Genomic DNA, 25,191 nt, shown 5'->3' on the forward strand with positions numbered 1-25,191 from the left:
TTTGTCGCTCCGGCTTTTTTGTTTCAGACGATCTCTTCCGCGTACTGCCAAAGCGCTTTTAACAGCGCCACTTTCTCTTTGTCATCGGCATACTGTTGTGCCAGCATCTGCAATTCATCAGCGTAGCCCTGCAAAAACTCTGGCGTGAAGACCTGGCGGCGGTGCTCCAGCCAGCGTTGCTGCTCGGCATAATCCAGCGTCCCCGGGAAGTTGCGCGCTCGATAATTGAACAACAGTTTTTCAATTCGTTTATCAACAAAAGTGATATCCAGTGCCGGTAAATTACGCGGCTCGGTTTCCAGCACAATTTTCATTGCTGCACGATCGGCGTCACTGAAAAAGCCATTATAAAGCTGTGCATCCACGTTCTCTGAAGGCGTAAACGGTTCGGCTTCCGCGAATATCGCCACCACTTTTTCACGCACTTGCGGATTTTCACGCAGAATTTTTAGGTTATCGAGGCAATGCTGACGATTAATTCCCAGTCGGTCGGCATCTTCCGGGCGTAGCGTATTCGCCTGGGCCAGTACCGGACATTTATTGATATGCACCAGCTTAACCGGAACGGCGGCGTTATCGCCAAGATCGGCTTTTGCGGTATATAAACGCTCGCGCAATGTGTCGCTATCCAGCTCCAGTAATGGCGAAATGTCTCCTGCCAAATCCACCATAATTACGGCATTGCGATTTTCAGGATGCCACGCCAGCGGTGCCACCCAGCTGGTATTGCCGCGCCATGCCCCAAACATTCCGGAAACGTGAACCAGGGGTTTCATCTGCGGAACATCAATCAACGCCATCAGTTTGTGTTTATTACGATGGGTAAAGAGATAATCAAACAGGCGTGGCTGACGCGTTTTTACCAGTTTCGCCATCGCAATAGTGGCGTACACATCAGCCATCGCATCGTGGGCGTTGCTATGTTCAATACCATTCGCTTTGGTTAAATGCTCAAGGCGAAAGCTCGGTAGACCGTCATCATTTTCAGGCCAGTTTATTCCTTCCGGGCGCAGGGCATAACAGGCACGCATAACATCCAGTAAATCCCAGCGCGAGTTATCATGCTGCCAGCTCCAGGCGTAAGGATCGTAGAAATTACGATAAAAAACGTTGCGTGTGACTTCGTCGTCGAAACGCACATTGTTGTAGCCCAGAATACAGGTCTTCGGTACGGTAAAAAGCGAGTGAATACGGGCGGCAAATGCGGCTTCGTTTTCTCCTTTCGCCCGAGCTTCCTGCGGGGTAATACCGGTAATTAATACTGCTCCAGGCTGGGGTAAATAGTCATCCGCGGGCTTGCAGTAAAAGACTTCGGGTTCGCCGATGACATTGAATTCGCTATCGGTGCGAATGGCTGCGAACTGTGCAGGGCGATCTAACGCGGGGTGCGTGCCAAAGGTTTCGTAATCGTGAAACAAAAAGGTAGATTGTTGCTTACCGTCATTCATCATTAGGTTAAATCCGTTGTTTCTGCTGTCTGCCAGAGTATCAAATATCACCGTGCTAATCAGCTTTAGCGCGACAATTTGGCAGCGAGTGGCAACAGATCATGTCAGATAAAAATGAGAGGGTAGTCACATTTTCTTGCACTTTATTCCAGCCAGTTCATAAGTATTTCCGTAAAAAGAACAGCTATTTGAAACTCCTGAGGGTTTGCTGTTGAAACGCCGTCTTATTATTGCTGCTTCTTTGTTCGTTTTTAATTTATCGTCTGGTTTTGCGGCGGAAAACATTCCTTTTTCACCTCAACCTCCAGAGATTCATGCCGGGTCCTGGGTATTGATGGATTACACCACCGGTCAGATTCTCACCGCGGGTAATGAGCATCAACAGCGCAATCCCGCCAGCCTGACAAAGCTGATGACGGGCTATGTCGTGGATCGCGCTATCGATAGTCATCGCATTACGCCAGACGATATTGTCACCGTGGGGCGTGATGCGTGGGCGAAAGATAATCCGGTGTTTGTCGGTTCTTCACTGATGTTTTTGAAAGAGGGCGATCGCGTATCGGTACGTGATTTAAGCCGTGGTTTAATTGTGGATTCCGGAAATGACGCTTGTGTTGCACTGGCTGACTATATTGCCGGTGGGCAACGGCAGTTTGTTGAAATGATGAACAACTATGCCGAGAAGCTGCATCTCAAGGATACGCATTTTGAAACAGTGCATGGTCTGGATGCACCTGGCCAGCATAGCTCGGCTTATGATTTAGCTGTGCTTTCTCGCGCTATCATCCACGGCGAGCCCGAGTTTTATCATATGTACAGTGAGAAAAGCCTCACCTGGAACGGTATCACCCAGCAAAACCGTAACGGGTTATTGTGGGATAAAACCATGAATGTTGACGGCCTGAAAACGGGTCATACTTCTGGTGCCGGGTTTAATCTCATTGCTTCGGCTGTAGATGGGCAGCGTCGTCTCATTGCAGTGGTAATGGGGGCTGACAGCGCAAAAGGTCGTGAGGAAGAGGCAAGAAAATTACTGCGTTGGGGTCAACAAAACTTTACTACGGTGCAAATTTTGCACCGTGGGAAAAAGGTTGGTACGGAACGCATCTGGTATGGCGATAAAGAAAATATCGCCCTGGGAACGGAACAAGAGTTCTGGATGGTGCTACCGAAAGCCGAAATTCCACATATCAAAGCCAAATATACCCTTGATGGTAAAGAACTCACCGCGCCAATTAGCGCCCATCAGCGGGTAGGGGAAATTGAACTTTACGACCGTGATAAACAGGTGGCGCACTGGCCGCTGGTTACCCTGGAATCTGTCGGGGAAGGCAGCATGTTTTCCCGGCTGAGTGATTATTTCCACCATAAGGACTGACCTTTCTTTTGCAGCAGACTGGCAGGAGTGCGAATCTGCTCGCATAATCAACACTCATTCCTTGTGGTTTTAATATTGCAACTATACTGTATATAAAAGGGTCTTCCCCTGTTGTGGTGGGTGGTACATAATTGAGTGATTTTCAAACACCACACAGTACCTTTATGGTGTCTCTTTTTACATGAGAGGGAATTCTTATGAGTGTGCCGCAAACAAAAGCTGAACTGCTTTTAGCTATTGATAAAAATTTTAGTAAATTAATTAGTTACCTCAACACAATCCCACCAGAAATTACTTCAGATAAATCAATGGACGGACACGCCAAAGGAACGGAGATGAGTGTTCGTGATCTCGTTTCGTATCTGCTTGGATGGAATGCTCTTGTTGTAAAGTGGATCGCTTCTGATGCTAAAGGTCTGCCTGTCGATTTTCCGGAAACTGGCTATAAATGGAATCAGCTTGGCCTTCTTGCTCAAAAATTTTACTCAGATTACAGTGAGTTAAGTTATGAGTTGTTAGTAGCTGAACTTCAGACTGTAAAAAATGAGATTGTGAACCTTATTAATGATCGTACCGATGATATTTTGTATGGAAGACCATGGTACACAAAATGGACGATGGGGAGAATGATCTCATTTAACACATCTTCGCCTTACGCCAACGCTAATGGAAGATTAAGAAAGTGGGCAAAAAATAATAATATCAGTTTAAAGTAAGCTTCAGAATGAAATTATATGGACGAAAAATCCCTCTATGCCCATATCCTTAACCTGACTGCACCATGGCAGGTTAAATCCCTTACCCTCGATGAAAATGCAGGTTCCGTTACTGTTACAGTCGGAATTGCTGAAAATACTCAGTTAACCTGTCCGACCTGCAGGAAATCCTGTTCTGTTCACGATCACCGACATCGTAAATGGCGCCACCTTGATACCTGCCAGTTCATGACATTAGTAGAAACCGATGTTCCCCGCGTTATGTGCCCGGAGCATGGCTGCCAGACTCTGCCTGTACCGTGGGCAGGTTCCGGCAGTCGGTACACTCTGCTGTTCGAATCGTTCGTGCTCTCATGGCTTAAAATCAGCACCGTTGATGCGGTCAGAAAACAACTTAAACTTAGCTGGAATGCCGTTGACGGCATCATGACCCGCGCGGTTAAGCGAGGCCTGTCGCGGATTAAAAAGCCTTTATCAGTGCGTCATATGAATGTAGACGAAGTCGCCTTTAAAAAAGGGCATAGGTATATAACCGTGGTATCTGATCGCGACGGGCGGGCACTGGCATTAACCGATGATCGTGGCACAGAGAGTCTTGCCAGCTATCTCCGTTCGCTTACTGACAGTCAGTTGTTGGCCATCAAAACACTGTCGATGGACATGAATGCGGGCTATATAAGAGCAGCGCGTATCCATTTACCCAATGCGGTCGAGAAAATCGCCTTCGATCGCTTCCATGTGGCGAAGCAACTGGGCGAAGTGGTTGATAAAACCCGCCAGAATGAACATCCGCACCTCCCTGTTGAAAGTCGTCGTCAGGCCAAAGGTACCCGCTTCCTGTGGCAGTACAGCGACAAATGGATGACTGAGTCCCGGCAGGAAAAGCTGATGTGGTTGCGGGAACAGATGCAACAGACAAGCCAGTGCTGGACACTGAAAGAGCTGGCAAAAAATATCTGGGATCGCCCCTGGAGCACAGAACGCAGGAATGACTGGTTGCAGTGGATATCGCTGGCGTCTGAATGTGATGTGCCGATGATGAAAAACGCAGCGAAAACCATTAAAAAACGGTTATACGGAATACTGAATGCAATGCGTCATCGCGTCTCGAATGGAAATGCGGAGGCGCTGAACAGCAAGATCAGACTGCTGAGGATAAAGGCCAGGGGATACCGAAACCGGGAACGCTTTAAACTGGGAGTTATGTTCCACTATGGGAAACTGAATATGGCGTACTGAGTCTTCCCACCATGATCGGGGAAGACCCATATAAAAACAGTATTAATGGGGGCGTCATGAACTACGAGATTAAGCAGGAAGATAAACGTACCGTTGCAGGTTTCCATCTCGTTGGCCCGTGGGAACAGACGGTAAAGAAAGGCTTTGAGCAGTTGATGATGTGGATAGATAGCAAAAATATTGTGCCGAAGGAGTGGGTTGCTGTCTATTACGACAATCCAGATGAAACACCCGCCGAAAAATTACGCTGCGACACCGTCGTGACGGTGCCGAATAACTTTACGCTCCCCGAAAACAGTGAGGGCGTCATTCTGACAGAAATTTCAGGTGGTCAGTATGCGGTGGCGGTGGCTCGTGTAGTCGGTGATGATTTTGCTAAACCCTGGTATCAGTTCTTTAATAGCCTCTTGCAGGACAGTGCCTATGAAATGTTACCAAAGCCCTGCTTCGAGGTTTACTTGAACAATGGCGCGGAAGATGGGTACTGGGATATCGAAATGTATGTTGCGGTGCAGCCAAAACATCACTAATTCATCTCAGGGCGGTGTGTTGACGCGAAGACCACTCTTTTTTTGAAAGCGAAAAGAGTAAGATGCGCCTTTCAAATTTTTCGCTCCTGCCGGGAAATTACACTGTTCCCGGTATGTCCGTCGGATAACTCAGAGGCGCGCCTTCTGGCCGACAGATGTGTTATGAGCGCTTTTAATCTTCATTACGGAGTTTCTGCGTGCGTGCCGATAAGTCATTAAGCCCGTTTGAAATCCGGGTATACCGCCATTACCGCATTGTGCATGGTACTCGGGTCGCGCTGGCATTCCTGCTCACTTTTCTCATTATCCGCCTGTTTACTATCCCGGAAAGCACCTGGCCGCTGGTCACCATGGTGGTGATTATGGGGCCAATCTCGTTCTGGGGGAACGTTGTCCCTCGTGCCTTCGAACGTATTGGCGGTACGGTGTTGGGTTCGATTTTAGGTCTTATCGCTCTGCAACTGGAGTTAATTTCGTTACCGCTGATGTTAGTCTGGTGCGCGGCGGCGATGTTTCTTTGCGGTTGGCTGGCGCTGGGCAAGAAACCGTATCAAGGATTATTGATTGGGGTGACGCTGGCAATTGTTGTGGGTTCCCCGACAGGTGAAATTGATACGGCGTTATGGCGAAGCGGCGATGTGATCCTCGGCTCTTTACTGGCAATGTTGTTTACCGGTATCTGGCCACAACGGGCGTTCATCCACTGGCGCATTCAACTGGCGAAAAGTCTGACCGAGTATAATCGGGTCTATCAATCTGCATTCTCACCGAACTTACTCGAACGCCCACGTCTGGAAAGCCATCTACAAAAACTGCTGACCGATGCCGTGAAAATGCGTGGGCTGATTGCGCCCGCCAGCAAAGAAACCCGTATTCCCAAATCGATATATGAAGGTATCCAGACCATTAATCGCAATCTGGTTTGTATGCTGGAGTTGCAAATCAATGCATACTGGGCCACGCGCCCCAGCCATTTCGTGTTATTGAACGCGCAAAAACTTCGTGATACCCAGCACATGATGCAGCAAATACTGCTGAGCCTTGTTCATGCGCTGTACGAAGGTAATCCGCAGCCGGTTTTTGCCAATACGGAAAAATTGAACGATGCTGTGGAAGAGCTGCGTCAGTTGCTCGATAACCACCATGATCTGAAAGTCGTGGAAACACCAATCTATGGTTATGTGTGGCTGAACATGGAAACGGCACATCAGCTTGAGTTGCTATCGAATCTGATTTGCCGGGCCTTGCGCAAATAATTCCTGAACTTCAGAATCATCTTGCTGCTGCTTCGATTCAGCAAGGATAAAGGGTATGATAGTGAAAAGGGATAAAAGCATTGTCATCTGCGGCAGCTATGAGTAATGTTGGCCCTAACGAATAGCGGTTGCTTAAACGAATCCGACTCTCACATTATCAGGGGTATAAAAATGGAAACTACCAAGCCTTCATTCCAGGACGTACTGGAATTTGTTCGTCTGTTCCGTCGTAAGAACAAACTGCAACGTGAAATTCAGGACGTTGAGAAAAAGATCCGTGACAACCAGAAGCGCGTCCTGTTGCTGGACAACCTGAGCGATTACATCAAGCCAGGGATGAGCGTTGAAGCAATCCAGGGCATCATCGCCAGCATGAAAGGTGACTATGAAGATCGCGTTGACGATTACATCATCAAAAATGCCGAGCTCTCCAAAGAACGCCGCGATATCTCCAAAAAGCTGAAAGCTATGGGCGAAATGAAAAACGGCGAAGCGAAGTAATTCCCGTTTTATTCAATGAGGGTTGCCCGGCAACCCTCATTGCTCATTGATTCTTATCTGTGTATCACCGTCATCATTCTCATCTGAGAACCAATCGAAATTAACAACAGCCTTCTTCTGTATGCAGCAAGGCAAAAAGTTCTGTAACTCCATTGTTATTAACTGCACTGGTTACTAACACGTTGTGCGCTCCAGCTTCCCGTAACCAACTTTTCACCAAAGATATTTGTTCCATGCTGGCTAAATCTGCTTTGGTTACTACTCCAATGACCGGGTGATTCATGGCCCGGTAGGGCGTTTTTACCTCTAATTCCTGCTTCAGCGCTGAGATTCCTGCTTGTTGCCGGAAAAGCAGGCACCTGCCGTCTGAACGGTATCGATCCGGAAGCGTATCTGCGCCATATTCTGAGCATACTGCCGGAATGGCCCTCCAACCGTGTTGACGAACTCCTGCCATGGAACGTAGTTCTCACCAATAAATAAGCGTCAATACGGTGCTCCGTTGACGCTTACTTTAATCCGTTTTCTGAGCTTAGATTTTTCTGTTCCTACCCAGACCGTGGATTTGGAATTCATTTTTTGTCAGGTCAATGCTAATCGTTAAAACGGCCATAACGCACCTCCACTGGAAGGTTTATCAGTAATATCCTACCGTTGCTTCATGGTCGGGGCGTCCATTCCATTATTATCGGTTTTCCTTTCTGTTTATAAATGAAAACGCCAGCTGTATTCAGGCTGGCGTCAGGGGAAATGAAGCCTGTTGAGTGAGATTCACCGGTTCTGGTGCAGAAGCTGCAGATGGCGCAGGGTAAGGACATCTTCTCTTGCCTGCTTAATACAGGACAACAGTGCTGTTTCTGTGGTTAATGGCACTATACCCTGTATCACTGCATTGTCTTACAGCAACTGGTGAGGGCTGGCATAAGTTGCCGGTGTTTCGGTAGAGTCACGGCCATCCACCACGCGGAGTGAATAACCGTTTTCAGCGGCCTTATTAATCAGTTCAGTGATATTAACACCATCAATGTCAACGACAATGTGCCCCATATCCAGCGCCTGTACGTTAACGCTGTCGGCTTCCAGTGTCATCATTTCGCCTCCGGATACTTACCCAGGGTAATGTTATTTACCGTTCTGTAATTGTCGCGGGTCATCAGGCCGGTCGCCCTGCGAGCCCGGAGGATATCGATGCTGTTTATTAACTGAGAGCGGGTACAGGCGCTGAATCCCGGCTGGTCGGTACGCACCAGCGCGTATTTTTCCACGAGAAAGTTCACCGCATCACACAGTGAAATGCCTGCCTCAATATGCTGCTCAATCACACGTTCATCGGCAAACGGTGTGTCATTCAGTGTGAGGCCGTAGTGCTGGTCCAGCAGTCGGGACAGCAGTATCTGCCAGATTTCAACAGGAGACGGGCGAGAACTGGCCGCCTGCCCGGGTAATACAGGTAATGTTTTCATACTGAAGATTTTCCTGATATGCAGATATAAAAATGGGAAAGTTGCGTGGTGAAAACACCAGGCCGTAGCAGAAGGCTATTCTGGAGAGTTAATTTTTCATTTCGGGCGTCGGATAAACAGCCAGATAAACGTAACCACAGGAGCCCAGGGTATCGGCTTCGCAGGTCAGTCCTTTCGCATACAGCGTGACGGTATGCTGATAGCGGGGGCTGAGTTCACCACTGGTGAGCATGAGCTCCAGTTGTTTCATCAGCAACGGAAAGGCCTGGTCCAGGTGGTACGCATCTGCATCGCTGAACAGGCCTCTGATACCGGCACGGTCGGCAAGGTAATGCAACCGGTTACCCTCCTGCACCAGACGGGCGCCGAAACAGGGCGTCACGGTGCAGGGTAGCCCCCACCAGGGGCGGTCGTGATTGTCGTCGGGAAGTGTTGTCCCGGGGAGTGTGTCTGACACGATAAAATCCCTACAGAAAATCGGTTAAGAATGGTCCGGTGGTGGCGATAATTCTGCTCATCAGAATTCCCACTCAGTTCAGGGTGACGCTCATCAGTCGGACATACGGGCCAAAACTGTCCTTACGGCGTTCAGCAAACACGGCCAGCACACCGGGAATATCCTGCACTTCACGACCGGTATACGCTTCAGCACTGCCGTGCCAGCGGTATTTACCGGTACAGAACGGAAAAAGACGGGATGTCGGATGTTGTTGGTGAATACGCATGGCTTCACCACGGGTGATAATTTTCATAATAGGATACCTTTGAAGACAGAAGATAAAAGTGAAAACAGGTGTGATGTGATTGTGGCGGTGACGGGTTAAAGCAGGCCGTGTTCCGCAAAGGAGAAAACCTGGCTGCCACCGACTATCAGATGGTCCGGCACCCGGATATCCACCAGGCCCAGTGCCTGTACCAGACGTTCGGTGATAAGCCGGTCTGCCTTACTGGGTGTGACTTCACCGGACGGGTGATTGTGTGCCAGCACCACGGCTGCGGCATTGTGATACAGGGCGCATTTAATCACTTCCCGGGGATGGACTTCCGTGCGGTTGATGGTGCCGGTGAAGAGGGTTTCACCGGCAATCAGCTGATTCTGGTTATTCAGATATAGCACCCGGAATTCTTCACGCTCCAGTCCCGCCATGTTCAGAATCAGCCATTCCCGTGCCGCACGGGTGGAGGTGAAGGCCACACCGGGTTCATGAAGATGACGGTCCAGGGTTTTCAGGGCCCGCAGAATGAGACTGCGCTCGCCGGGCGTCATCTCTCCGGGCAGAAAGGAAATCTGTTGCATTGTTCCTGCCCCCTTTCAGTCAATGATGCGCATAATGGCGTCGTATTCCGGATGTTGCAGGGCGTAATCCCGCAGACGGTAATAATGAACCGTCATGGCATAACACTCCGTACGGCAGGCGTGATGACTGTACGTCATCAGACAGGCAGCAATGCCGGCGGCTTCCGGGCTCATTTCAGCGCGGTTACCGTTCATGGCATTGAACAGTACCCATGTTTCGTCATCATCGTCATCCGGTTCGGGTGCCATAAATGCGCCACCGTTGTTCAGGGTGTACAGATTCCAGATACCACCGCAGTAGTCTTCATACAGACGGTCCATCCAGCCGAAGACACGGGGCTCCAGGGTGACCCACTGTGGAATGAGGCCAAAATGCTGCGGCCAGAAGCTGATGCGCTGTTCATCAGGGACGGGAGTGGCAACCAACTGAGACTGGTTATTCCCTGATGCAGCGGCCACGGAAACAGAAGGTGTGGTGGAATTATGCGAAGAGGTTGTCATGAGATTATTCCTTATAAAAAGTAAATGAATGGTGGAATGTCTGGGGGAAGGGACAGCCGTGAACAGGACTGCGCTTTCAGGGAAACGGTATCAGCGCAGGCTCTCCAGCAGCGTTTCTGCCATCACCCACAACGCCCGGTTGAGCTTAATGTCGGTATCGATGCTGTGAATGGCCCGGGTATGGATACGTTTTCCTCTGGCACTGCGACCGGAAATCCCGCCTTTCAGCATATTCTCCTGGATGGTCTGATAAGCACTCCACAGGTCCTTACCGTAATCCTCCCGGCGTCGTGGCGTCAGAATGTCGGTAGTGGTGACGGGCTGATGTTCATCACCATAACGGTAAGTCAGCGCCGCCTGTGCCAGCGCCTGGCGTGCCGGTGGCGGCAGGACCAGCGACTGCATGGCATCACGCTTTTCCTCAATCAGGTCAAACACGCCCACCACTTCGTAAGCACCTTCTATGACCCTGTCCACCACGTTTCCCCGGTGTGGCACCCGGACTTCTCCCAGCGACTGACCGCAGACCAGGCCATTGGTACAAATGGCACGAAAATATCCGGGTAACATCTGGTAGCTGGATGAACCGTCATGGGAGTTGAGCAGAATAATTTCAGGCACATGCTGACCGGTTATCTGTCCGGCCCGCCGCAGACGCAGCATATGTTTGGTATATTCCCGGCGGCTCTGGTCGCGCACACGGGTCTGGCAGGCGAAGAACGGCTGAAAGCCTTCCCGCTGCAGATTTTCCAGTACGGTGATGGTGGGGATGTACGTATAGTTCTGGCTTCGGGACGTGTGTTTCTCTTCCCCGAAAATCCCCGGCACATGGTGCATCAGCTCTTCATGTGTCAGTGGACGGTCACGACGTATCTGGTTTGCAGCATAACCAAAACGACTTGCTAATCGCATACTTTGCTCCTTATCGGTGGTTAAGATTTACTGGTGTAATAAATGAAAAAAGCCACGTCTCCCGGAGAAGACGCGGCCTGACGGGTGAAATGAATGAGGTTTATTGTCTGAGAAGCCTTTCACTGGCGAGCCACGCATTAAGCGGCTTTCCGGCAACAATGGCTGGGGCTGTATTTACCTTTGATATTAATAATGTGCAGAGAAACGCATGGTTTACTCCTCAGGTTTTAAGTTTGTCCAGAGCCACAACGACAGGTTTTCCGGATGTGTCGATGACTCCTACCGTCGGTACGCCATTTTTGATTTCGAAGAACGGTTTGTTGCTACCTGAGCACAGCTGGTTGTCTTTGTATTCGAGCATCTGTGCTTTCCCGGTTTTCAGGTTAAGTACCGAGACAGTGTAGTCGTAACACCAGGCACCACCACGTTCAAGCACGAAAACATAGCTGTTATCTTTATAGTTAAACGGATTCTTCGTCTGGCAATTCATACCGTCAATCTCAGTACAGGAAAACGCCTCTGTAGTATTAACGTATTTGATGTTGTTTGGCAGTTTTACTTGTTTCGCCGTAGCGAAGACAGAGAACAGAATAGTTACAGCAACGAGTAAAGTTTTGATAAAAGTTTTCATGACAGACTCCTTAAATTAGTTAACCGCAGCTACGTAGTTTTTCACCAGATACGCGAATTCATGCACGCCAATTTCGCCGAACCAAACCAGGTAGGCCGGGTCATCTAAACCAAAGTAGCGGTAGCCAACGACTTCATGGGTTTTTGGGTTATAGAGTGTTACGATAAAGTCCCAGCCGCAGGTATTGGCTTTGCAACCGTCGCCCTGGAGCCAGACTGTACCGTTAATGGTTACTGGCGTTACGTTTCCGCCAGGGCCATCCATATACCCGCCTTTACCGAACATGCCGCTCAGTCCGACCGGTTTTAATGCTTTGTCAAGCGCAGCTTTGTAGGCAGCGTCACCTTCGTACAACTCGTACGTTGTTGGACACGCTCCAGGTTGTTCAGCCCGGGCGTTTGGGTCGCAGCTGAGCGCTTGTTTCACGCTCGCTGCTTCCACGTTAAAGCCAGTAAACAGAACCGCCAGAAATAACATCAGGGTATGTAAACGTTTCATTGTAAATATTCTTCCGTTGTAAATGGCGCTGGAAAATTTCTCATCAGTGAAACCTTCCGGAAATTCCCCCCCCTTGTATGATGTATATCGCCAGTATTTTATTTCATCCCGGATGTAATTTTTATATTTCCCGGCACGTGCAATAACGCTGACCAGAGATATAAGGCTCATTAATAACTTTACAGGTAATTGCATAATTAAATTTCCAGTGAGTGAATTGACAGGTGAGGGGTAAAACTTTCTCTCAGGTAATATATATCTGAAAATATTTTCAATAACACCAGCCAGGAAAAACACCACCACAGGCGGTGGCGTTTCTTTGGGGCGTCTTTATTTAATCCGGGCCATCGCGTTTCTCAGTGCCAAATCTGCCTCTTCCGTTATCTCCAGACTTTTCTGCAACACCGTTTCTGACCGGGACAGTACCTGACGTGCTGCCAGCGGTTTCCGGATATGCTCCATCGTCAGCATCGTGTCTTCATAGCCCTGCTGACGCCAGGCGTCGGTATGTGCCAACGTGAAACTGAGCAGACCGCCGCTGTTGTCACCATCACCTGCATATTTCAGCCTTTTCCGGGGACGGATCTCAAGGATTGTGGTGTCCGGAAAAGCCTGGCGATCCCATAAAGAACCGTCACTCAGATGCGTCACAATCACCATATTGCATCCGGCATCGACCAGAGGCGTCACAGGGGTATTTCCCTGCATATTTCGCCATCCTCCCATACCACCATCACCGAACATTGTCCCCTGAACCTCACGGGGACGGAACAGCAGGGGCAGCGCGGCTGACGCAAGCAGAGCCTCTTTCTGCTGTCCGCGGGGCAGGCTCTGGATATGCTGAAAAACGGCGTTTTTCGTGGTTCCGGCACCCAGTTCAGCACGAATGCAGTCAATAATATCCTGCATGCCCCCTTCTGTGGGGTACAGCGACACATACAGCGGTAGCCCGTCTGCCAGAGCATCAGTATCAAGATAATGATCCAACAGCGCTGTCAGGGGCTCATCTGACAACAACGGCTGAGCCATCAGATTGTCAAACCCGTTGAGTATCGATATATGGCGAAGAAGCGTCGTAAGCAGTGCTCCTGCACGTCCGGGGATCTGGCAGAGGTTCATTGCCTGGAACAATTTTTTCAGCAATGAAAAGTAAACCAATCGGTTTACCGACAGCACCTGATTATTCCCCAGATGATCCCAGAGCGCCTCCAGGCGTACGGCAGCTTCTGACAGATCGGGAGAGGCCGCGATAATGGCACCATTGAATGCGCCAATGCTGGCCCCTGAAACCATGCTGATCTGTGTACCACACTCTGCCAGTGCCTTAACCACTCCCGCCTGATAAGCGCCCACCGCCCCGCCACCGGACAGCACCAGCCCCGTTTTCATTTCTGTACTCATGCAGCCCCCTTCTGAAATATTTCATCGACCATACTTTCAGAGAGGCGTTCTGCAGAGCAGAGGCGAGGCATGCGAACCGGTAAGTGTTCTGCAGCCTGCGTGGTTGACCAGATCACCGGATGCTGCTCTTCACTGCACCAGTCTCCCAGCCAGTTAATCGCGTCATGCCACTCGTTATCTGCCTGCTCCCGGCCCTGACCACCAAGCCAGTCCAGAGTGTTCAGACGCACGGTTGCACTACCGCCACTCTCCTGTGCCATCTGCGTTAATGCTTTATGTCTGAGAATATCCAGTAGCTGGTTAACCTGGCCTGTTTCGCCCTGACGTATCACATCACCAAACGCGCCCCAGCGAAGCTCTTCAAGTGCCACATAACAACGTCCGGCAGGGGAAAATGACGCGTATCGCCCGGCGCTCCACCATGAGAATATCTGCTCAAGATGTAACTGCGCCCGCTGAACCTGGTCAACACGGTGGAGTTTTTCTTCAAGATGATTCAGTTTATGGTGAACCTGATCGGCCAGGATGAGTAACTGCTCCCGTGTATCTGCGGAATAATGCGCCAGCCTGGCAGTATCACTGACCAGTGAACTGACCCTGTCGTTTACCCGGGTAATCGCGTAGTTTGTGGTGGCAAGTGACGTTGTCAGCTCCGTCAGCCAGCGCAGGGACGCCTCAACGCCCTGTGCAAGCGAAGCATTGATGGCATTCTGCCGTGCAGCGCCTTCGCCGGTCAGTCCCTCTTTTAAACGCCGGAAGAACGTGCGCTCTCTGGCCGTGCGGATATGCTCCTGTGCAACATCGATTCCGTTTGCGAAATCAACCACAAATTTTTCAGGAAGACAGGTGAGTACCTGACATACCCGGTTATCAGCAATTTGTTGAATAAATGGTGAAGTCACAGCATTGTCTCCAGCTCTTCCCTCAGCGCCTTACTGTCAGTAATGAGCTCAGGAACCCTTTCATTTAATGCCTGAAGTCTCCCGGTAAGCCGTTCCTGTGCCTGCTGATCGCGTTTATGATCTTCAGAGCTCTGAATCAGCGTGTTACGCAGTTGTTCAACTTTCTCCCTGAATGCGCAGAAAAAGGCATCGATTTCCTGGCGGACGGGCTGGTTAATATCCTGCTCAATGGATGCCTGCAGCTCCCCGAAATATGCCCGGGTCAGTGACATAACTTCCTCTCTGACCTTGTTGATATTGATCACGCTGCGACTCACATCCTCGTCATAGTTTTCCCAGCCCAGGTCACTGGTGCCAAACCATCGACAAACGGTTCCCCATACGCCACTCTGCCGACGGCGACGGGTGACGGTCTCCGTTCTTTCCTCCATAAGCGCACTCAGATTTGTTTTTACCGCGAGCCGGGTCTGTAACTGACTGACTGCCGGAAAACTGATTTTTACGGTAAAGCCCTCATCCTCCAGGCGGGCATTGATGCGACCGGCAATGTTTTCTGTGGCGTACAGGGCCGTGCCACGAAAACCTGTTTCAATCCCGCTGACGATTTTCTCCAGCTCAGGCCGGAACTGTGCTTCAGCCTCACGGTGCAGGCTGGTCACGGTCGATTCGATTTGCGTCATCAGTTCAAGGGCTTCCCTGCGATCACTGAATTTTATTTCGGGGCTGTCGGGATCAAAGTCCCGCATCCTGTCATGCTGATTTCCGGTTCCGAAAATATCGTGAAAGAAAGCGAATGCGTTTCTCTCCCGGGGCTGCGCTGAATTTTCTTCCTCCAGCATTTGCTGTTCTTTGCGTTTACCGCTTCTGAAATAGTCATTCAGCTCCTCTTCCAGTGAGGTGCAGACCCCCGTCAGTAATTCCCGGGTTCTGGCATCGATCTCCTCCATGGCCATTCTGACATCAGCGGTCACCTGCTCCTGACAGTCTGCTATTTCCCGGATATCCTCAAGCAGGCTGGTGATATGCGCCTGCAGTGACTGAATACTTTGCATCAGCCCCTGATGGCGTAACGACAGGTATTCACTGATATTTTCTGCATTCTGCATCAGTTTTGCGGCGGCAGAATCAACCGCCAGTGCCGCAGCTCTGGAGTGTGAACTCAGTATGACTTCCGTTATCAGTTGATCGATAAGTGAGCATTCCCACAGGTCTGTCGCCCCTTCAGTTGCCAGTTCGCTGTCTTTACAGACGTAATCTTTTTTCATGCGACCGAAGGCTTCCCTGACAAAATCATCGACCCAGGCTTCATCAACAGGAAGGGTTCCGTTTTTCCGTAACTCATGAAGCGCACGGTTAGCCAGGTATGCCTGGCGTGAGGATCCGGGATAAACGCGGGAGGCGGGCAGCACATCGCTGTTCAGCATTGCCGGAACTTTCTGGCGTACGGCATCTGCCCCATCGCCATTGCGGTCTTTCTCATCAAATTTATTGACCAGTACAAACAGGCGGCCGGCTGATACGTCAGCAATGGCATTAAGCTCTTTACGGACGTCTTCATCCGCTTTTGAGTTCATCTGGGTGTAATCCATCACAGCCAGAACCGCAGAGGCTTTCTGCAGTTGATCCCGCATCATCACTTCCATCTGCGGTTGTCCGGCCTCATTAGGGCCGGGGGTATCCAGCAGTGTGAGTGTTCCCTGGCATGCATCCATCCCCACCAGATGGCTGAATTCCACGTCGATCACCGGCAGTTTCTGCACTTCTGCGTATTCATCAAAAGGAAATTCAGTCCCCATTGCCGCAGCAAGACGAACCAGATCGTTTAACGATGCCAGTCCGGTAAAGATTTCCTCCTCCCCGTGGTATTCATTTTTGAGCCAGCCATCATCCGTCAGAATATCCAGCAGTTCGCGGGTATCCCCGGTTTGCTGCAGGGTCTGTGCGACCTGCTGTCCTGCCGGGGTGGCGAGTTTTTCCTGCAGTGTGATTAATAAATTGCGGACAGGCTGAATATGTTCCAGATGGAGAACCGGCTCAGTTTTTCCGGGAACGTGGCGGATGAGCGTCGGTACAGAGGTCATGGGGCGGTTACGGTTAGGCAGAATTTCCTGCCCCACAATGGCGTTGATGGTGGTTGATTTGCCTGCTTTCATCGTGCCGACAACAGCCAGCACCATCTCCCTGCGGGCGGTTTTGATTTGTTCGCCCTCCAGCTCCTCAATTCTTTTCAGTGCTTTCTGTTTATCAAAAAGCAGTCTGTTTTCGTTCTTACTGTCAGATAACACATCTGGCTCCTCAACCATTTGCCGGAGCAGATTAATGTTCAGTTGCAAAAGTCGGTCGGCTTCATCACAAAGCAGGGCGATGTTCTTTTCGTGCATTATTTAACCTTCCTGAGACGCATTTTCATGACAACCACGGAGGAGGTCATTTACTACAAACGATCGTTTATAACGATCGATATGATAGTAACGATCGATGTATTCTATTAACTTGGGAAGCACAACGCAAGGGGACACCCCGGGTATGGCTGCGTTTGCATAGTGTTTTCATGGAGTTAAAAATCTGTAACAACAGCCTGGTACATCACCACCGGGTTCAGAAGAAAATCCAGTTCCATACCGCGCGGGCAACAGAGACCACCGAGTCACGGACGGCGCGCAGAACCGTGCGTGCAACAGAGGCAATGCAGACACTCTCCGCCGTGTCAAATATCCGGTCCACCGCACCGGTAAACTGTTCACGGGTCTGAGTGCGGACAGACTCCGTGCGCAGTTCGTCCTGCAGGCGTGTCATCAGATGGATGGCGGCATGTCCGGGAAGCACTGTCATGAGTGCACTGACCGGGGTGACCTCCCCCTGAAACAGTGCATTACAGAGTGAGGATTTACCGGCCCCGCTTTTACCCATAATGCCAGGCACGGGTTCGTGACGGGTGAGTTTGCGCAGATGTTCCAGGATGTGACGGGAAATCGGGTAAGGCAGGGAGGAGAGCGGTTTTTCAATTGCCTCAATGGCATCAGACGGATTCATACATGTATTCCCAGTGAAAAAAGACAAAACCCCGTGCACCGGAAAGGTGGCGGGGGATTCACGGAGATAATATCTTTCTGAAATTATTTTGAATGCAGGTATATGTGGCTGATTTGTATCAGCTAATGAGTACAGGTCTGAATCTAATCTGACAGTCCGCTTTGTGCCAAAGGCGGACGCTCAAGTAGATACTGTCCTGACAGTATGCGGTAATCAGAGTTGTTATATATTACTTGCGTCCAAACCAGCTTTCTGACAACCCGGCCGCTCCTGCTTTCAACAACGCGCCGCCATACTTTTATGCTGCAAAGAGCGGAGACAGAAGGTTAGCGTAATTTGTAAATAACTTACATTCACGTGTGATCTGGATCATAATTTTGCCTATGCACCGATCGTAATATAAATATTTACATAACGATCAGTGATTCATGAAAACTCAAATAACTTTCGCTGCGCTTTTGCCAGCATTAGCGTCTTTCATACCGCTTCATGCTCATGCCTCGTCTACTTCTGAAGATGAAATGATTGTCACGGGCAACACCGCCGCCGACACCACCGATTCTGCCGCCGGTGCCGGTTTCAAAACGAACGATATAGATGTCGGCCCGCTGGGAACGAAATCCTGGATCGAAACACCATATTCCAGCACCACTGTAACTAAAGAGATGATTGAAAATCAGCAGGCGCAAAGCGTCAGCGAGATGCTGAAATACTCTCCCAGTACGCAAATGCAGGCGCGCGGTGGAATGGATGTCGGGCGTCCGCAAAGTCGGGGGATGCAGGGCAGCGTGGTGGCCAACAGCCGTCTGGACGGGCTGAATATCGTTTCAACAACCGCGTTTCCGGTGGAAATGCTTGAGCGCATGGATGTGCTTAACAGTTTGACCGGCGCGCTGTACGGCCCGGCGAGCCCAGCAGGGCAGTTTAATTTCGTGGCGAAGCGCCCAACCGAAGAGACGCTGCGTAAAGTGACGCTGGGCTATCAAAGCCGCAGTGCGTTTACCGGCCATGCCGATCTGGGTGGCCATTTTGATGAAAACAAACGGTTTGGCTATCGCGTGAACCTGCTTGATCAGGAAGGGGAAGGCAATGTGGATGACAGCACGCTGCGTCGCAAACTCGTTTCCGTTGCGCTCGACTGGAATATTCAGCCGGGCACTCAGCTACAGCTCGACGCCAGCCATTACGAATTTATCCAGAAAGGCTATGTCGGTAGCTTTAACTATGGGCCGAACGTCAAACTGCCGTCTGCGCCGAATCCGAAGGACAAAAATCTGGCGCTCAGCACTGCGGGCAACGACCTCACTACCGATACCATCAGCACTCGCCTGATCCACTACTTTAACGACGACTGGTCCATGAACGCTGGCGTGGGCTGGCAGCAGGCTGACCGCGCGATGCGTAGTGTTTCCAGTAAAATACTCAACAATCAGGGCGATATCTCTCGTTCGATGAAGGATTCCACCGCTGCCGGACGTTTTCGCGTCCTGAGCAACACCGCCGGGCTGAATGGTCATATTGATACCGGCTCTATCGGCCACGATCTGTCACTTTCTACCACGGGATATGTCTGGTCGCTTTATAGTGCCAAAGGAACAGGTTCCAGCTATAGCTGGGGTACAACAAATATGTATCACCCGGATGCGATAGATGAGCAGGGCGATGGCAAAATCCGCACCGGCGGGCCGCGATACCGCTCCAGCGTAAATACTCAGCAGAGCGTTACGCTCGGCGATACGGTGACATTTACGCCGCAGTGGTCGGCAATGTTCTATCTCAGCCAGAGCTGGCTGCAGACTAAAAACTACGATAAGCACGGTAATCAAACGAACCAGGTTGATGAAAATGGTTTAAGTCCGAACGCCGCGCTGATGTATAAAATTACCCCTAACACAATGGCCTACGTTAGCTATGCCGATTCGCTGGAGCAGGGCGGTACCGCACCGACGGATGAGAGCGTAAAAAATGCCGGTCAAACGCTAAACCCGTATCGCAGCAAGCAGTATGAAGTGGGGCTAAAATCGGACATCGGCGAGATGAATCTAGGCGCCGCGCTGTTCCGACTGGAACGTCCGTTTGCCTATCTTGATACGGATAACGTGTATAAAGAGCAGGGTAACCAGGTTAACAACGGCCTTGAGTTAACCGCTGCCGGGAATGTGTGGCAGGGGCTGAATATTTACAGCGGCGTGACCTTCCTCGACCCGAAACTGAAAGATACGGCGAATGCCTCAACCAGCAATAAACAGGTTGTCGGCGTGCCGAAAGTGCAGGCCAATCTGTTGGCGGAATACAGTTTGCCGTCCATACCGGAATGGGTTTACAGCGCTAACGTCCATTATACGGGCAAACGCGCGGCGAACGATACCAACACCTCTTACGCCAGCAGCTATACCACATGGGATTTGGGAACGCGTTACACCACGAAAGTGAGCAACGTCCCAACCACTTTCCGCGTGGTGGTAAACAACGTGTTTGATAAACATTACTGGGCTTCTATCTTCCCATCGGGTACCGATGGCGATAACGGTTCCCCAAGTGCGTTTATCGGCGGCGGCCGCGAAGTGCGTGCATCCGTCACCTTCGATTTCTGATGGATAAATGATGAAACTCTCCCGTTTATTTCCGCTGCTGGCGCTGCTGCTGGCGGCCAGCCTGCACGCAGAAAATACGCACAAGGAGGTGCGTATCGCGTCACCGTGGCCGGCGCAAAATACCATTATTGCCATGCTGGGGTACGGCGATAACATTGTCGGAACCTCGATGATTGCAAAAAGGATCCCCCTGTTTCGCCAGAGCCTGCCGCGCATAGAGAAAGTCGCAGCAGTTAGCGTAAACAGCGGGCATGAAATCAATCCCGAACAGATTATCGCGCTGGGGGTCGATATGCTTTTTGTACCGCAGAATATGGTAGTGCCTCAACAGGCGTTGCTGAAACAGGCTGGGGTGCAGGTGCTGGCGTTTGAGGCGAATTCACTGCGGGCGTTAACGCAGCGCGTACAGCAAACGGCAGCGGTGCTGGGGCCCGATGCGCAGCAAAAAGCGCTCGCCTATCAACGCTACTTCGATCGCAACGTGGCCCTGGTCACCGGGCGCCTGAAAGATCTTCCTGCGTCACAGCGCGTGTCGCTCTATCACAGTATGGGCAATCCGCTGACCACCACCGGTAGACCCTCGCTAAACCAGGACTGGATTGACCTGGCCGGCGGCAAAAATATCGCTGAAAATTGGTTTGGCGAGCATCAACAAAACCGTTCGGGTGAAGTCGCGCTGGAGAAAATTGTCACTGCCAATCCGGCGGTTATCATCGCGATGAACAAGCGCGACGCGGATGCCATTCTGAGTTCTCCGCAGTGGGCAAGCGTGGACGCGGTCATTCATCATCGCGTTTACGTTAATCCGAAAGGAATGTTCTGGTGGTGCCGTGAAACCAGCGAAGAGGCGCTGCAATTTTTGTGGCTGGCGAAAACGCTTTATCCTGCGCGATTTGCTGATGTGGATATACGCAAAGAGACGCGTGAGTTTTATCGGCAGTTCTTTGGCCTGACGTTAAGCGATGCGCAGATGAGCGATGTGCTCAATCCGCCGCGCTAACGGAGGCTGTGAAAAACCATGACTGTATTGGAAAGTACGCTGTCGGTCGAGAACCGCTATCGCCAGCTTTTTCGCCAGCGTCTGGTAATACTGGCGGTTATTTTTATCGCTATCATTGCTTCGCTGCTGCTCGATTTCACCCTCGGCCCCTCAGGGCTCCCTTTACATTCGCTGATAAAGACTTTGATGCATCCGTCCGGGGCGACTAACGGCATGCGGGTTATCGTTTGGGACATCCGTTTGCCCTATGCGCTGATGGCGCTCCTGGTAGGAATGGCGCTGGGTTTGGCCGGGGCAGAGATGCAAACTATTCTGAATAACTCCCTCGCCAGCCCGTTTACGCTTGGCGTTTCGTCGGCGGCGGCCTTTGGCGCAGCGCTGGCGATTGTTCTGGGCATCGGTATTCCCGGCGTTCCCGAAAGCGGGTTTATACCGGCAAACGCTTTTCTTTTTGCGCTCCTGTCCGCCCTGCTGCTCGATAGTCTGACCCGCTGGACGCGCGTGCCGACGTCGGGCGTTGTGCTGTTTGGGATTGCGCTGGTGTTTACCTTCAATGCGCTGGTGTCCATTATGCAGTTTGTCGCCGATGAAGATACTTTGCAGGGCCTGGTGTTCTGGACGATGGGCAGCCTGGCTCGCGCATCATGGGAGAAACTGGCGGTGCTGGCGGCGGCGATGGCGATTGTTTTACCCTGGTCGCTGCGTCGTGCCTGGCAGCTTACCGCGCTACGCCTCGGCGAAGAGCGGGCGATGAGTTTTGGCATTGATGTTCGCCGTTTGCGCCTGGGTTCCCTGCTGCGCATCAGCCTGCTGGCGGCCCTTTCGGTTGCGTTTGTGGGGCCAATTGGCTTTATTGGCCTGGTTGCACCGCATATTTCCCGCCTGTTGCTGGGAGAAGATCATCGCTTTTATTTGCCCGGAAGCATCCTTATCGGTGGGCTGGTGCTATCGCTGGCCTCGGTAGCGTCGAAGAACATCATTCCCGGTGTCATTTTACCGGTAGGAATTGTTACCTCGCTGGTAGGCGTTCCGTTCTTTCTGAGCATTGTAATGCGTCATCGAGGGAGTATGTCATGAGCGGGCTTACGATTAATGCGCTGTGCGCCGGTTACGGCAAACGGCGGATTATTGAGCATCTGTCGATTTCTACGCTGCCGCGCGGCGAAGTCACTGTACTGCTGGGGCCTAATGGCTGCGGTAAATCAACGCTACTGCGCGCCCTGGCCGGGCTAAATCGCGCCAGTGGCGAAGCCTGGCTGAATGAAGAGAATCTCTTATCGCTGCCGTTTGCTCGTCGGGCTGAAAAAGTTGTGTTCCTGCCGCAGTCCCTGCCGCAGGGCGTGCATTTACAGGTGCTGGAGTCGGTGGTTGTCGCCCAGCGCGCCTCCGGCGCCGGGCAAAATCAGGCGCAGGCTATAGCGCTGCTCGAAGAGCTAGGCATCGCACATCTGGCAATGAACTACCTCGATAGCCTGTCCGGCGGTCAGAAGCAGCTGGTGGGGCTTGCACAGTCGCTTATTCGCCGCCCCGCATTATTATTGCTGGATGAACCACTGAGCGCGCTGGATCTCAATTATCAGTTCCATGTGATGGATGTTGTATCGCGCGAAACGCGAAGACGCAATATGGTTACGCTGGTCGTCTTACACGATATCAATATCGCACTGCGGCATGCCGCCCAGGTCATCATGCTGAAAGAGGGGAAACTTATCGACAGCGGCGACCCGCAAACGGTGATCCATGCAGAGAGCCTTGCGCAGGTATACGGCGTACGCGGGAGAGTTGAACGTTGTGCTCAGGGAAGATCGATGGTGATAGTGGATGGTGCAATCGAAAAATAGTCGGATTAACGTGGTTGCTTCAGCCTCAGGTAAAGATCAATAGGAAGTCTGTAATGCAACATATAGACCGCCTTAATGTCATTAAAGCACTTGTGCTTCTAGAAGATGAGCAGATTGTTCGTTTTAACATCGCTGCGAACGATAACGCCTCGCAGATCCACATGCTCGTTGACGGTCTGGGCGTCGGGCTGACACATGAGCCTGTCGCTGCCGGAATGATTTCGCACCGGACAGCTTGTCACCGTTCTAGGCAACATGACAGACCTGCGCATTCCTATTTCTATTATCTATCCGCCTACCAAGTTGCTTAATGTCAGGCTAAGGCCCTTTAATGACTGGATTTCAGACCGATTTTCTGGACAGCCGAGCGGGTAAATCGCAGTACACTGACAGCTAGACAATAAAGCTCCGGTTCATGTTTGAACCATGTGTAGTGAATGTCCGCTGTTCGCTCACAACGGACCTTCAGTTCAGCCGCTCCGGCCGCTTCATGCCATGAATGTACGCAGCCAGTCAGAATATTAAGGTGCGGATTTCAGTTCACTTGTCAGCGCCAGTGACACAAGACAGTAATGACCAACAATTTGGTATTGACACAACAAGTTGCGGCCCCGGTTCGTGGGGGAGATGAAACGAAGGTAGCTGAAGTTACTGAAATGAAGAATTCAGAGAGACTGAATGATATGTCGCACCTTCAGTGAATAGTGTAAAAACCGGGATATTCTCATCCGGGATTACCCACTCATACTCAATGCGTAACTTTAGTGCGGCCCCCACAGGTAAGAGCCGGACACATTCGTTGTGTATGCTGCAGAATCGGTAACCGGAGGCCCTGCGGTCCTTAACTCAGTGTCTTGTGTTGCTCATTTGCCACAAAGTCCTGGTACGCCTGCTCAATCATTTCATTCAGCAGTTTTTTTGGGAGGACACCACGACTTCGGGCAATACTTTCAAGCTGTTTGTGGATTTTTCCGGACAGTTTCAGCGGGACGGAACCATCAGCACGTTCATCACGCCTTTTTTGTTGCTCCCGGGCACTTTTCAGCTCATCAAGAAGAATCGCTTTATGCTGAATCCTGGGGGCCTGGAAGGAGGCCTGCGTAAACTTCGCTCTGTTCCGTCTGGGATTACTTTCCAGTAAAAACTGTACCTGTTGCTCATTCCAGCCTTCCCAGTTATCAAACGTGGCGCAGGCGAACCAGTATTTCTGCTCCGGGGTAAGGGGATTCAGCGGGGTTCCCACACACCGGACCTGCATGGCGTTCCATAACCAGTCACACTGTTCACTGTCCCTGCTGTCCACCCACGAAAAGGGGGAGGAGTAATCATTGAAGATGCTGGCCCATTCACAGAATATTGAGTTGATGATCGTCCTCGTAGCCTCTGGTCCGGATTTCCGCAGGTAACCGGAGCAGAACCATATAATTTCACGGTAGATTTTATCCGGATGCACGGTGCGCATCGGCTTTCCTTTGGGACCGGCAATCTTCGGTTGCGGTGGAAACCCTGTGGCAAACCGCAGATGTTCCGGGGGCATTCCTGAACGTTTTTCAGGAATGGGTGTGAGTCCTGAGTTTCTGGTCTTTTCCGCTTGTCCGGTATTGCCTCCGGCCGGAGTGTTGTCGGGAGTATCTTCCGGAGGCGAGGTGTTTTCATTAGTTGGGGGAACAACAGCAGAACTGTCCATCTCCGGAATGGGTTGAGGGGCATAATCACTGTGGTAGCCCGGGGAAAGCGTTAAGTCCCGAAGGGTGACATCAGGTTCCGGGCAGTGAGTGCCACCGGGAGTGAACGGGAGTTGTTGCTTTTTGGGGAAAAATGTATTGTGAATGCGGGTATACAGCCGGAACAGAAAAAAATAAGATGCCCGTGGTTCTTTTTTTAACCACTGTGTATATTCCTCTATGGCACCGAGCTGTTGTTTGTGCCGTTTTATAGCATCGATATACGGACAGCTGGTGCAGATATCATCCAGTTCCTTTCCCACAATACACCTCACCTGCTCTTCCCACATTTGCAGATTTTAAGAAAGCAAACAAAAACCTCCGTA

27 protein-coding genes and 2 pseudogenes are annotated in these 25,191 nt (G+C 51.0%); 12 read left to right on the forward strand and 17 right to left on the reverse strand.

The window, feature by feature from the left end:
- Positions 1-23: 23 nt before the first annotated feature.
- Complete coding sequence (gene sbcB, locus HBM92_RS09005; RefSeq protein ID WP_000980604.1) at positions 24-1,451, reverse strand: exodeoxyribonuclease I; 1,428 nt, start codon at positions 1,449-1,451, stop codon at positions 24-26.
- A 208-nt stretch (positions 1,452-1,659) separates the two neighbouring features.
- Here sbcB and dacD point away from each other — a divergent pair, with 208 nt between their 5' ends.
- The 6 genes from dacD (at position 1,660) to HBM92_RS09035 (ending at position 7,068) form a co-directional block, all read left to right on the forward strand.
- Positions 1,660-2,826, forward strand: coding sequence for a serine-type D-Ala-D-Ala carboxypeptidase DacD (gene dacD, locus HBM92_RS09010; RefSeq protein WP_001297905.1), 1,167 nt, complete (start codon positions 1,660-1,662; stop codon positions 2,824-2,826).
- A 197-nt stretch (positions 2,827-3,023) separates the two neighbouring features.
- Positions 3,024-3,542 (forward strand): ClbS/DfsB family four-helix bundle protein, encoded by a 519-nt coding sequence (locus HBM92_RS09015; protein WP_000115885.1) that lies wholly within the window; start codon positions 3,024-3,026, stop codon positions 3,540-3,542.
- A gap of 18 nt (positions 3,543-3,560) precedes the next feature.
- Positions 3,561-4,781, forward strand: coding sequence for an ISL3-like element ISEc53 family transposase (locus HBM92_RS09020; protein WP_001546343.1), 1,221 nt, complete (start codon positions 3,561-3,563; stop codon positions 4,779-4,781).
- Positions 4,782-4,837: 56 nt separating this feature from the next.
- Complete coding sequence (gene sbmC, locus HBM92_RS09025; protein WP_001105376.1) at positions 4,838-5,311, forward strand: DNA gyrase inhibitor SbmC; 474 nt, start codon at positions 4,838-4,840, stop codon at positions 5,309-5,311.
- 197 nt (positions 5,312-5,508) lie between these two features.
- On the forward strand, positions 5,509-6,567 hold the full coding sequence (locus HBM92_RS09030) for an FUSC family protein (RefSeq protein ID WP_001200890.1): 1,059 nt from the start codon (positions 5,509-5,511) through the stop codon (positions 6,565-6,567).
- A gap of 171 nt (positions 6,568-6,738) precedes the next feature.
- On the forward strand, positions 6,739-7,068 hold the full coding sequence (locus HBM92_RS09035) for a DUF496 family protein (protein WP_000450409.1): 330 nt from the start codon (positions 6,739-6,741) through the stop codon (positions 7,066-7,068).
- A 100-nt stretch (positions 7,069-7,168) separates the two neighbouring features.
- Here HBM92_RS09035 and HBM92_RS25665 read toward each other — a convergent pair whose 3' ends face one another.
- The gene (locus tag HBM92_RS25665; protein ID WP_001016348.1) at positions 7,169-7,351 is read right to left on the reverse strand and encodes a EutP/PduV family microcompartment system protein; all 183 of its coding nucleotides are present in this window, start codon (positions 7,349-7,351) and stop codon (positions 7,169-7,171) included.
- Positions 7,352-7,413: 62 nt separating this feature from the next.
- Here HBM92_RS25665 and HBM92_RS25800 point away from each other — a divergent pair.
- Positions 7,414-7,551: pseudogene (locus HBM92_RS25800) on the forward strand (transposase domain-containing protein); the annotation flags it as partial.
- A gap of 288 nt (positions 7,552-7,839) precedes the next feature.
- Here the strand turns inward: HBM92_RS25800 and HBM92_RS09050 are convergent.
- The 14 genes and pseudogenes from HBM92_RS09050 to HBM92_RS09115 form a co-directional block, all read right to left on the reverse strand.
- Positions 7,840-7,932, reverse strand: a pseudogene (locus tag HBM92_RS09050) (DUF957 domain-containing protein); the annotation flags it as partial.
- A 33-nt stretch (positions 7,933-7,965) separates the two neighbouring features.
- Positions 7,966-8,160: a DUF5983 family protein gene (locus HBM92_RS09055; RefSeq protein ID WP_000988601.1), complete on the reverse strand. Its 195-nt coding sequence runs from the start codon at positions 8,158-8,160 to the stop codon at positions 7,966-7,968.
- Positions 8,157-8,531, reverse strand: coding sequence for a type IV toxin-antitoxin system cytoskeleton-binding toxin CbtA (gene cbtA / locus HBM92_RS09060; protein ID WP_000854814.1), 375 nt, complete (start codon positions 8,529-8,531; stop codon positions 8,157-8,159). Before cbtA ends, HBM92_RS09055 begins: the two co-directional genes overlap by 4 nt.
- 88 nt (positions 8,532-8,619) lie before the next feature.
- The gene (cbeA, locus tag HBM92_RS09065) at positions 8,620-8,988 is read right to left on the reverse strand and encodes a type IV toxin-antitoxin system cytoskeleton bundling-enhancing antitoxin CbeA (RefSeq protein WP_001285586.1); all 369 of its coding nucleotides are present in this window, start codon (positions 8,986-8,988) and stop codon (positions 8,620-8,622) included.
- Positions 8,989-9,061: 73 nt separating this feature from the next.
- On the reverse strand, positions 9,062-9,283 hold the full coding sequence (locus HBM92_RS09070; protein WP_000692323.1) for a DUF987 domain-containing protein: 222 nt from the start codon (positions 9,281-9,283) through the stop codon (positions 9,062-9,064).
- A 68-nt stretch (positions 9,284-9,351) separates the two neighbouring features.
- Complete coding sequence (locus HBM92_RS09075; RefSeq protein WP_001351157.1) at positions 9,352-9,828, reverse strand: RadC family protein; 477 nt, start codon at positions 9,826-9,828, stop codon at positions 9,352-9,354.
- A gap of 15 nt (positions 9,829-9,843) precedes the next feature.
- Complete coding sequence (locus HBM92_RS09080) at positions 9,844-10,329, reverse strand: antirestriction protein (RefSeq protein ID WP_000213703.1); 486 nt, start codon at positions 10,327-10,329, stop codon at positions 9,844-9,846.
- 90 nt (positions 10,330-10,419) lie between these two features.
- Positions 10,420-11,241 (reverse strand): DUF932 domain-containing protein, encoded by an 822-nt coding sequence (locus HBM92_RS09085; protein WP_001234569.1) that lies wholly within the window; start codon positions 11,239-11,241, stop codon positions 10,420-10,422.
- Positions 11,242-11,461: 220 nt separating this feature from the next.
- Entirely contained in the window at positions 11,462-11,872 is a 411-nt protein-coding gene (locus HBM92_RS09090; protein ID WP_000846704.1) for a hypothetical protein, read from the reverse strand.
- A gap of 15 nt (positions 11,873-11,887) precedes the next feature.
- Positions 11,888-12,565 carry a hypothetical protein gene (locus tag HBM92_RS09095; protein ID WP_001362823.1) on the reverse strand — a complete coding sequence of 226 codons (678 nt, stop codon included), beginning with the start codon at positions 12,563-12,565 and terminating at the stop codon, positions 11,888-11,890.
- Between the two features lie 135 nt (positions 12,566-12,700).
- Positions 12,701-13,771, reverse strand: a complete 1,071-nt coding sequence (locus HBM92_RS09100; protein ID WP_000102631.1) for a patatin-like phospholipase family protein — start codon at positions 13,769-13,771, stop codon at positions 12,701-12,703.
- On the reverse strand, positions 13,768-14,673 hold the full coding sequence (locus HBM92_RS09105) for a diguanylate cyclase regulator RdcB family protein (protein WP_000203555.1): 906 nt from the start codon (positions 14,671-14,673) through the stop codon (positions 13,768-13,770). Before HBM92_RS09105 ends, HBM92_RS09100 begins: the two co-directional genes overlap by 4 nt.
- Positions 14,670-17,054 carry a dynamin family protein gene (locus HBM92_RS09110; protein ID WP_166726889.1) on the reverse strand — a complete coding sequence of 795 codons (2,385 nt, stop codon included), beginning with the start codon at positions 17,052-17,054 and terminating at the stop codon, positions 14,670-14,672. The genes HBM92_RS09105 and HBM92_RS09110 overlap by 4 nt, the downstream gene beginning before the upstream one ends.
- A gap of 217 nt (positions 17,055-17,271) precedes the next feature.
- On the reverse strand, positions 17,272-17,706 hold the full coding sequence (locus HBM92_RS09115) for a hypothetical protein (RefSeq protein ID WP_001069647.1): 435 nt from the start codon (positions 17,704-17,706) through the stop codon (positions 17,272-17,274).
- 428 nt (positions 17,707-18,134) lie between these two features.
- Between HBM92_RS09115 and HBM92_RS09120 the strand changes: the two genes are divergently transcribed.
- The 5 genes from HBM92_RS09120 to HBM92_RS09140 all read left to right on the forward strand — a co-directional run bounded on the left by HBM92_RS09120 (position 18,135) and on the right by HBM92_RS09140 (position 23,452).
- Positions 18,135-20,300 carry a TonB-dependent receptor gene (locus HBM92_RS09120; RefSeq protein WP_000856947.1) on the forward strand — a complete coding sequence of 722 codons (2,166 nt, stop codon included), beginning with the start codon at positions 18,135-18,137 and terminating at the stop codon, positions 20,298-20,300.
- Between the two features lie 10 nt (positions 20,301-20,310).
- Entirely contained in the window at positions 20,311-21,300 is a 990-nt protein-coding gene (locus tag HBM92_RS09125; RefSeq protein WP_000778018.1) for an ABC transporter substrate-binding protein, read from the forward strand.
- 18 nt (positions 21,301-21,318) lie between these two features.
- Positions 21,319-22,377: a FecCD family ABC transporter permease gene (locus tag HBM92_RS09130; protein WP_000217077.1), complete on the forward strand. Its 1,059-nt coding sequence runs from the start codon at positions 21,319-21,321 to the stop codon at positions 22,375-22,377.
- Positions 22,374-23,141 (forward strand): ABC transporter ATP-binding protein, encoded by a 768-nt coding sequence (locus tag HBM92_RS09135; RefSeq protein ID WP_000016205.1) that lies wholly within the window; start codon positions 22,374-22,376, stop codon positions 23,139-23,141. Before HBM92_RS09130 ends, HBM92_RS09135 begins: the two co-directional genes overlap by 4 nt.
- A gap of 92 nt (positions 23,142-23,233) precedes the next feature.
- On the forward strand, positions 23,234-23,452 hold the full coding sequence (locus tag HBM92_RS09140; RefSeq protein ID WP_072276226.1) for a hypothetical protein: 219 nt from the start codon (positions 23,234-23,236) through the stop codon (positions 23,450-23,452).
- Between the two features lie 530 nt (positions 23,453-23,982).
- On the opposite strand, the gene HBM92_RS09145 is transcribed toward HBM92_RS09140, so the two are convergent.
- Entirely contained in the window at positions 23,983-25,155 is a 1,173-nt protein-coding gene (locus HBM92_RS09145; RefSeq protein ID WP_000263646.1) for a hypothetical protein, read from the reverse strand.
- Positions 25,156-25,191: the final 36 nt, after the last annotated feature.

The sequence above is a fragment of the Escherichia sp. E.sYA108 genome, from assembly GCF_011754335.1.
Lineage (GTDB): Bacteria > Pseudomonadota > Gammaproteobacteria > Enterobacterales > Enterobacteriaceae > Escherichia > Escherichia coli.

Bases quoted from the DNA above. Each gene is read 5' to 3' on its own strand.
- HBM92_RS09020 (WP_001546343.1), top strand. From the start codon at position 3,561: ATGGACGAAAAATCCCTCTATGCCCATATCCTTAACCTGACTGCACCA.
- HBM92_RS09115 (WP_001069647.1), bottom strand. From the start codon at position 17,706: ATGAATCCGTCTGATGCCATTGAGGCAATTGAAAAACCGCTCTCCTCC.
- HBM92_RS09070 (WP_000692323.1), bottom strand. From the start codon at position 9,283: ATGAAAATTATCACCCGTGGTGAAGCCATGCGTATTCACCAACAACAT.
- HBM92_RS09125 (WP_000778018.1), top strand. From the start codon at position 20,311: ATGAAACTCTCCCGTTTATTTCCGCTGCTGGCGCTGCTGCTGGCGGCC.
- HBM92_RS09130 (WP_000217077.1), top strand. From the start codon at position 21,319: ATGACTGTATTGGAAAGTACGCTGTCGGTCGAGAACCGCTATCGCCAG.
- HBM92_RS09100 (WP_000102631.1), bottom strand. From the start codon at position 13,771: ATGAGTACAGAAATGAAAACGGGGCTGGTGCTGTCCGGTGGCGGGGCG.
- HBM92_RS09015 (WP_000115885.1), top strand. From the start codon at position 3,024: ATGAGTGTGCCGCAAACAAAAGCTGAACTGCTTTTAGCTATTGATAAA.
- cbtA (WP_000854814.1), bottom strand. From the start codon at position 8,531: ATGAAAACATTACCTGTATTACCCGGGCAGGCGGCCAGTTCTCGCCCG.
- HBM92_RS09110 (WP_166726889.1), bottom strand. From the start codon at position 17,054: ATGCACGAAAAGAACATCGCCCTGCTTTGTGATGAAGCCGACCGACTT.
- sbmC (WP_001105376.1), top strand. From the start codon at position 4,838: ATGAACTACGAGATTAAGCAGGAAGATAAACGTACCGTTGCAGGTTTC.
- HBM92_RS09075 (WP_001351157.1), bottom strand. From the start codon at position 9,828: ATGCAACAGATTTCCTTTCTGCCCGGAGAGATGACGCCCGGCGAGCGC.
- HBM92_RS25665 (WP_001016348.1), bottom strand. From the start codon at position 7,351: ATGAATCACCCGGTCATTGGAGTAGTAACCAAAGCAGATTTAGCCAGC.
- HBM92_RS09080 (WP_000213703.1), bottom strand. From the start codon at position 10,329: ATGACAACCTCTTCGCATAATTCCACCACACCTTCTGTTTCCGTGGCC.
- HBM92_RS09135 (WP_000016205.1), top strand. From the start codon at position 22,374: ATGAGCGGGCTTACGATTAATGCGCTGTGCGCCGGTTACGGCAAACGG.
- HBM92_RS09120 (WP_000856947.1), top strand. From the start codon at position 18,135: ATGAAAACTCAAATAACTTTCGCTGCGCTTTTGCCAGCATTAGCGTCT.
- HBM92_RS09085 (WP_001234569.1), bottom strand. From the start codon at position 11,241: ATGCGATTAGCAAGTCGTTTTGGTTATGCTGCAAACCAGATACGTCGT.
- HBM92_RS09095 (WP_001362823.1), bottom strand. From the start codon at position 12,565: ATGCAATTACCTGTAAAGTTATTAATGAGCCTTATATCTCTGGTCAGC.
- HBM92_RS09035 (WP_000450409.1), top strand. From the start codon at position 6,739: ATGGAAACTACCAAGCCTTCATTCCAGGACGTACTGGAATTTGTTCGT.
- HBM92_RS09090 (WP_000846704.1), bottom strand. From the start codon at position 11,872: ATGAAAACTTTTATCAAAACTTTACTCGTTGCTGTAACTATTCTGTTC.
- HBM92_RS09055 (WP_000988601.1), bottom strand. From the start codon at position 8,160: ATGATGACACTGGAAGCCGACAGCGTTAACGTACAGGCGCTGGATATG.
- HBM92_RS09145 (WP_000263646.1), bottom strand. From the start codon at position 25,155: ATGTGGGAAGAGCAGGTGAGGTGTATTGTGGGAAAGGAACTGGATGAT.
- sbcB (WP_000980604.1), bottom strand. From the start codon at position 1,451: ATGATGAATGACGGTAAGCAACAATCTACCTTTTTGTTTCACGATTAC.